This is a genomic window from Burkholderia sp. Se-20373 (genome assembly GCF_017104705.1).
Classification (GTDB): Bacteria; Pseudomonadota; Gammaproteobacteria; order Burkholderiales; family Burkholderiaceae; genus Burkholderia.
This window is the reverse complement of record NZ_JAAGPH010000253.1, coordinates 1-6,318: the sequence shown is the minus strand read 5'-3', so window position 1 is coordinate 6,318 and position 6,318 is coordinate 1. Positions and strand designations below refer to the sequence as shown.

The 6,318-nt window shown below is 68.6% G+C and carries 7 protein-coding genes and 1 pseudogene; 3 read left to right on the top strand and 5 right to left on the bottom strand.

Going from position 1 to position 6,318, the window contains the following annotated elements; translation table 11 throughout:
• Positions 1-417, top strand: a 417-nt coding sequence (locus G3N96_RS37255) for a PilZ domain-containing protein (protein WP_206140327.1), incomplete at its 5' end; no start/stop codon positions are given.
• 222 nt (positions 418-639) lie between these two features.
• Positions 640-969, top strand: coding sequence for a DUF4148 domain-containing protein (locus G3N96_RS37250; RefSeq protein WP_124577957.1), 330 nt, complete (start codon positions 640-642; stop codon positions 967-969).
• Positions 970-1,100: 131 nt separating this feature from the next.
• Here the strand turns inward: G3N96_RS37250 and G3N96_RS37245 are convergent, their stop codons facing one another.
• The 3 genes from G3N96_RS37245 to G3N96_RS37235 are packed head-to-tail and all read right to left on the bottom strand — an operon-like array spanning position 1,101 to position 3,417.
• A complete protein-coding gene (locus tag G3N96_RS37245) occupies positions 1,101-1,994 on the bottom strand; it encodes a DMT family transporter (RefSeq protein WP_124577959.1) in 894 nt (297 codons plus the stop codon).
• Between the two features lie 8 nt (positions 1,995-2,002).
• The gene (locus G3N96_RS37240; protein ID WP_124577961.1) at positions 2,003-2,791 is read right to left on the bottom strand and encodes a DUF2182 domain-containing protein; all 789 of its coding nucleotides are present in this window, start codon (positions 2,789-2,791) and stop codon (positions 2,003-2,005) included.
• 23 nt (positions 2,792-2,814) lie between these two features.
• Positions 2,815-3,417 (bottom strand): DUF1326 domain-containing protein, encoded by a 603-nt coding sequence (locus G3N96_RS37235; protein ID WP_089427522.1) that lies wholly within the window; start codon positions 3,415-3,417, stop codon positions 2,815-2,817.
• Positions 3,418-3,765: 348 nt separating this feature from the next.
• Here G3N96_RS37235 and G3N96_RS37230 point away from each other — a divergent pair, with 348 nt between their 5' ends.
• The gene (locus G3N96_RS37230; RefSeq protein ID WP_206140326.1) at positions 3,766-4,170 is read left to right on the top strand and encodes a lysozyme inhibitor LprI family protein; all 405 of its coding nucleotides are present in this window, start codon (positions 3,766-3,768) and stop codon (positions 4,168-4,170) included.
• A gap of 95 nt (positions 4,171-4,265) precedes the next feature.
• On the opposite strand, the gene G3N96_RS37225 is transcribed toward G3N96_RS37230, so the two are convergent.
• Positions 4,266-4,913 carry a response regulator transcription factor gene (locus G3N96_RS37225; RefSeq protein ID WP_039367385.1) on the bottom strand — a complete coding sequence of 216 codons (648 nt, stop codon included), beginning with the start codon at positions 4,911-4,913 and terminating at the stop codon, positions 4,266-4,268.
• A pseudogene (locus G3N96_RS37220) lies at positions 4,910-6,190 on the bottom strand (PAS domain-containing sensor histidine kinase); the annotation flags it as partial. The gene G3N96_RS37225 and the pseudogene G3N96_RS37220, both read right to left, overlap by 4 nt.
• Between the last annotated feature and the right edge of the window lie 128 nt (positions 6,191-6,318).

Below are 6,318 nucleotides of genomic sequence, written 5' to 3'. Positions count from 1 at the left end.
GGCGCCGCGCGGTTCCTGGTGCTGTCGCCGCCCGGCTTCGTCGACCGGCTGCGCACGCGCGCGGAGCCGCGCGTGCCGGTGCGGATCGCCGCCTGTTGCGCGGGCGGGGCGGAGAGCGCGGAAGGCATCGGGATGGTGCACGACATCAGCTTGAGCGGCCTGTCGATTGCCGTCGACCGGCCGATCGCCGCAATCGGCGAACCCTTGCGCGTGCAGCTTCCGTACGCGGCAGGCGGCCGGGTCGAGCTGCTGGCGCTCGACGGCACGGTGCGGGCCGTCCATGCCGACCCGGCCGCGCCCGCGCTGACGCTGCATCACGCGGCGTTCGGCGAGACCGGCGCCGACGACCTGGTCCGCCTCAAGGCGCTGCTGTTCGACCGGCTGATGGCGCCGTCGGAAACCGACCGGCGGCGCTGATGCAGGGCTAGACGCACGGGCACCGTTCTACGGTATTCAGTACGTGAATGCCGATAATCATCTGATGATTCGACCTATTCCGTGGCGATTGTATGGTTTCCGTCAACAGTGAATTCGCGATTTAAGTATTTACCCTGATAGCGTCGCCTCCTAGACTTCTATTCATGCGCAACGACCCCGAGTCCGAAGCGCCTGACAAAACAATTCTGGAGGTAACGCATCATGAAATCGCTGATCAAGGCAGTTGCACTGGCCGCCCTGGTGGCCGCACCGGTCGTCTCGTTCGCCCAATCGAACCAGCAGCCGCTGACGCGCGCGCAAGTGCGCGCCGAGCTGGTCCAGCTCGAGAAGGCCGGCTACAACCCGAACGACTGGATGAACTACCCGGAAAACATCCAGGCCGCACAGGCAAAGATCGCCGCCGCGCAGAACACCGGTGCGCAAGCGGATGCAACGGGCTATGGTTCGAATCCCGCCGCGGCGTCGCAAGCGGGCCAGCGCGTGGTCGTGCCGTCCGCAACCGACCGTTCGTCGGTGTTCTTCGGCCACTAAGCCAGGCAGCGCCCGCAGGGGCGCCCGGTTTGCCGTTTCATCCGAAACCCGTGCACGGTATCCGTGTACGGGTTTTGTATTTTGGCCGCTTGAATGAGGGGGCTGCGAGAGCGTGCCGCGCCTGACGGGCATCACCGCGTGCTCCCCGCCCGCCGCGCCCGCGTCGCGAGTACGGCGGCGACGCCGCCGAGGATCGCGGCCGATGCGAGCGCGAGGCGCCAAGTCGGCTGTTCGGACAGGAGCAGCACGGCGCCGCACGCGGCGATGGGCGGGACGGACAACTGAACCGCCGCGGCGCGCATCGCCGTGAGGTGCCGCAGCGCGGCATACCAGACCACGTAGCCGAGGCCCGACGTCAGCGCACCGGAAAGCGCGGCGAGCGCGATGCCGGCCGGCGTGACGTGCAGGTGGGCGGCGAGTGCGACGCTCAGCGCGAGTGCCAGCGGCGCGGCGCGCAGGAAGTTGCCGGCGGTGGCCGCGACCGGATCGACGGGCCGACGGCCACGGATCGAATAGATGCCCCATGCGATGCCGGCGGCCGTCATCAACGCGGCGCCGCGCGGCGTCGGTGCGGCGAGCCCCGGCGACACGAGATAGACCAGCCCGCCGAGCGCCGCGCCGAACCCGGCCCAGCCGGTCGCGGCAAACCGCTCGCCGGCATGCCATCCCGCCGCGAACATCGTCAGTTGCACCGCGCCGAACAGGATCAGCGCGCCGGTGGCCGCGCTGACGGTCAGATACGCAAACGAGAAGCACGTGACGTACACGAACAGCATCGCCGCGGCCGGCCAGTCGGCGGGCGGGGCGGGCCGTCGTGCCCCCGCACGCGCGACGATCGCGAGCATCAGCGCGCCCGATACGAGGCGCAGGCTGCCGAAGCTGGCCGCGTCGATCCGCCCGGCCTGCAGCGCGAGCCGGCACAGCAGCGAATTCGACGCGAACGCGAGCATCGCGATCGACGTCAGCGCGACGACGCGCACGCCCGGCCGGACATGCAGCGCGAGGGCGGAGGCGGGCGGTCGCATCGCGGGCCTCACACGTGGCTGGCGACGATCAGCACGGCCGCGCCGAACAACGCGGCGCCGAGCGGCGCGGTGAGCGCCTGCCCCCACGACGCGTTCTTCTCGACGGCCATCAATGCGGCGAGCGCCAGCATCCAGCCGAGGCTGCCGGCGCCGACGACGAACATCAGCAGCATCAGCGCCCAGCAGCAGCCGACGCAGAAGAGCCCATGGCTGACGCCCAATGCAAACGCGTGACGCATCGGCGTGCGGCCGCGCCAGCGGCTGATCACGAAACTGAAGGGGGTGCGGCACCGGTCGAGGCAGTGCGTCTTCAGTCCGCTGAACTGGAACGCGCCGGCGAGCGCGAAGACGGCCGCGCCGATCAGCCAGCCGCGCCACGCGAGCGCCGGCACGCGCGCGACACCGGTCAGCAGCAACCCGTGCAGCCCATGCGCGACGAGGCCGAAGCCGCTCCACGTGGCGACGTAGCCGACGCCGACGAGCGCGAGCAGGCGCGTCTGGTCGGGGCGGCTCGCGACGACGCGAGCGAACGCATCGAACAGCGACAGCGTCGTCGGCAGCATCATCGCGAGGATCATCAGCGTCCAGCCGGCCGCGGTGAACGCGGCCGACAGCCACAGCGCGCCACCGGGCAGCGCGCGGCAAAGCGCGCTGAACGGTTCGGCCAACGTGCCGTCGCCGTGGTCGAGGTACCGCCCGTAAGGACTGCGCGTCCACGCCCACAGGGTGAGCCACGCGAACGCGACGAGACTCGCGAGCACGAGCGGAAACACGCGCCGATGCAGTGACGCAGCCATGACCGTGGGCGTGCGATCGCGCGTCACGCGTCGAACCGGAACGTGCTCTGCAGCGCGTTGTGATTCTTCAGGTCGACGTCGATGCCGATCGCCGCATTCTTCGACCGGTAGACGGGCGCCTTGCCGACGAACACCGGCGCGCCGGGCACCGTCGAGAACACGGTGTCGGTCAACGTCGTCTGCGCGCCGCTCGGGCCGAGGTACGGCTCGAGTTCCGCGTGGTAGTCGGTGCCGATCGACAGCGTGCCGCGAGCCCCCTCGACATTGAACGTGATGGGCGCGCGTTCGATCGACACGACCGTGCCGATCAGTTTCGCGAGTTCGGCGATCGGGCCGCCGGCCTGGCCCGTGTAGACCTTGAGGAGCGCCTGCTCCTGCGCTTCGGACGCCGTGTCGCTGACGTAGATCGCAGCCGTCCAGTTGCCTTCGAGGATGTTGCCGGGCACCCGGCACACGGCGGCGATCGTGTTGCCGCCCACGTCGACGCCGTCGACGGTGCCCTTGTCGACATGCCACGCGACGATCGTGTCGCAGACGCCGAAATCGGGGTCCTCGCCGATCCAGCACGGGCAGAGTACGCGGCAGTTGCAGACCTCGAGCAGACGGCCTTCAAGGTGATAGCTCATGATTCCCTCCAGGGGGCGACGGCGAAGGCACGTTGGGCTGGGGGGAGGAGGCTGGCAGACGAATCGTCACCCCGCTCGGCGATGCGAACGCGAAATGCGCTGAGGAATGCGCGGAAGCGGAGACGGGATGGATGCGATAGCGCGGGCCTGAAGCGGCGTATCGATTTTCAAGTGTAGGTGCGAAGGGGCGATATGCAAGCCGTCGCAGGCTGCGACACCGGCTGACAAGCCGGCGCGCGTGCGCTAGCATCGCGATCGGTGTCGCCACGAGAGACGGCGGCCGATGCGCGACCGCGCGGCAAGCCCGGCACCGGGTTCCACGACTTCAACGAACAACAAGGAGCATCCATGCGTGTCTCGACCGGTCTGCTGTGCTCGCTCGCACTGGCGGTGAACCTCGCCCACGCGCAGGCGAATTGTGCCGACGCGACGGATCAGGCGGCGATGACCGCGTGCGCCGATCGCGCGTACAAGAAAACCGACGGAGAACTGAACCGGACGTACCAGGCCGTCACCGCGCGCCTGCGCGATGCGCGGCCGCTCGCCGACAAACTCGTGAATGCGCAGCGTGCGTGGATCGCGTACCGCGATGCCGAATGCAGCTTCTCCAGCGCGAACGCCGAGGGAGGCAGCGTGTATCCGATGGTCGTGTCGACCTGCCTCGACGATCTGACTAAAGCGCGTACCGAAACGCTGAAGGGCTATCTGTCGTGCGAGGAAGGCGATCTCGCGTGCCCGGTGCCGGCCAAGTAAGTGGGTAAGCGGGGTGCGCCGCCCGGCTGCATGCCGGGCGGCCGGCTGCACCTGGCATCCAGCCGCGGCCGGGCGTCGTCCGTTACACGTCGTCGCTACACGTCGTCCGTTTCGTCGAGCAGCTTGTGCCGCATCGCGTAACGCACCAGCGCCGCTTCGTGCGGCATCTGCATCTTTTCCAGGATCCGCGTCTTGTAGGTGCTGACCGTCTTCGCGCTCACGCACAGCGCGTTGGCGATCTCCGTTAGCGTCTGGCCGGCGGCGATCCGCCGGAACACGTCGAATTCGCGGTCGGACAGCCGCTGGTGCGGCAGCGTCTCGGCCGGCTCGTTCAGGCTCTGCGCGAACTGCTCGGCCATCGCGAGGCTCACGTAGACGCCGCCTGACGCCACCTTCGTGACCGCGCCGACCAGCTCGGCGCTCGCGCTTTCCTTCGTCAGATACCCGGACGCGCCGGCGCGGAACGCACGCACCGCGTATTGCTGCTCCGCGTGCATGGTCAGCACGAGGACGCGCAGCGCGGGCTTCTCGTCCTTGATCTGCTTGATCAGTTCGACGCCGTTGCGGCCCGGCATCGACAGGTCGAGCACGAGCACCTGCGCGGGCGTGGCGCGTATGAGCGCGATCGTCGACGGGCCGTCGCAGGCTTCGCCGGCCACCTCGAATCCGGTGGCGTTCTGGAGGATGTGCCGCAGACCGTCGCGTACGAGCGTATGGTCGTCGGCGATGAGCACCTTGATCATGTGATGGGCGTTTCCTGTTGGACGGTACTGAGCGGGAACGCGACGGTGATCGAGAAACCGCGCGCGAGCGCGGTGTCGATCGTCACGGTGCCGCCCAGCATGTGGGCGCGTTCGCGAATGCCGATCAGGCCGAACGATTTGTCTTCATGGGCCGGGCCGCCGGGCGCCGAGCCGCGGCCGTTGTCCGCGACACGCAACACGCAGAAGCCTTCCTCGACGTCGAGCCGCAGCGCGACGCGCGTCGCATCCGCGTGGCGCGCGACGTTCGTCAGCGCTTCCTGGACGATCCGGAACAACGTGGTCGCGCCCGCGCTGGTGAACGTGAGCCCGCCGGTTTCGATGTGCCGCTCGACATCGATCCCGTAGCGGTTCGTGAAATCGTTCGCGAGCCATTCGATCGCGGGCACGAGGCCGAGATCGTCGAGCATCACGGGCCGCAGGTCGGCCGCGATGCGCCGCACCGACGCGACCGTCGCGTCGATCAGCCGCCGCATGCCCTGCAGGTGCGTCTGCACGTCTTCATCGGGATGTGTGCGACCCGGCACGCGCAGCTGCTGTTCGACCACCGACAGATCCATCTTCAGCGCGGTGAGCTGCTGGCCGAGGTCGTCGTGCAGTTCGCGCGCGATGCGGGTCTTTTCCTCTTCGCGCACGTTCTGCAGGTTCGCCGACAGTTCGCGCAATTCCTCGCGCGACTGCTTCAGCGCGTTATCGGCGCGCTGCCGCTCGGTGATGTCGCGCAGCATCACCGTATAGAGCTTGCCCGACGCGTCGCGGATCTGCGAGATCGACGCCTCGATCGGGAACTCCTCGCCGTTGGCGCGCAACCCGAACAGCACCCGCTGGCGGCCCATCTGCCGCTCGGACACGCCCGTCACGCCGAACTGGTCGACGTGCCGTGCGTGCGCGGCGCGGAACCGCTCGGGGATGAAGCGCGACAGCGGCGCACCGATCGCCTCCATCGCGGACACGCCGAACACCTGCTCGGCCATCGGATTGAAGATCACGACCGTCTGTTTTTCGTCGATCGTGATGATCGCTTCCATCGACGAACGGATGATGCCCATCATCCGCGCCTCGTTGAGGATGCCGCGGCTGCTCGCGCCCGGATCGGCGGCGGAGCGGCCGCGCAGCAGCGCATGGATCAGCACCGCGAACGCGATCGACGCGATCAGCCCCGCGGCGAGCACGGTGCCGGCCGCGCGTTGCGCGCCAGTGGCGCTCGGGCGGCCGTCCGCGGAATACGCGAGCGTCAGCACGGTGCCGCCGAAATTCAGTTCGTCTGCCACGGGGCCTCCAGTCGGGTACGGCGGAATGCCGCTTTCCAGTGACACCGATTATTCACGGAGGCGTCAAACGCCGATCGGTCGAGCAAAGCCGGGAAAGGGGGGTATTTCGGGGAATC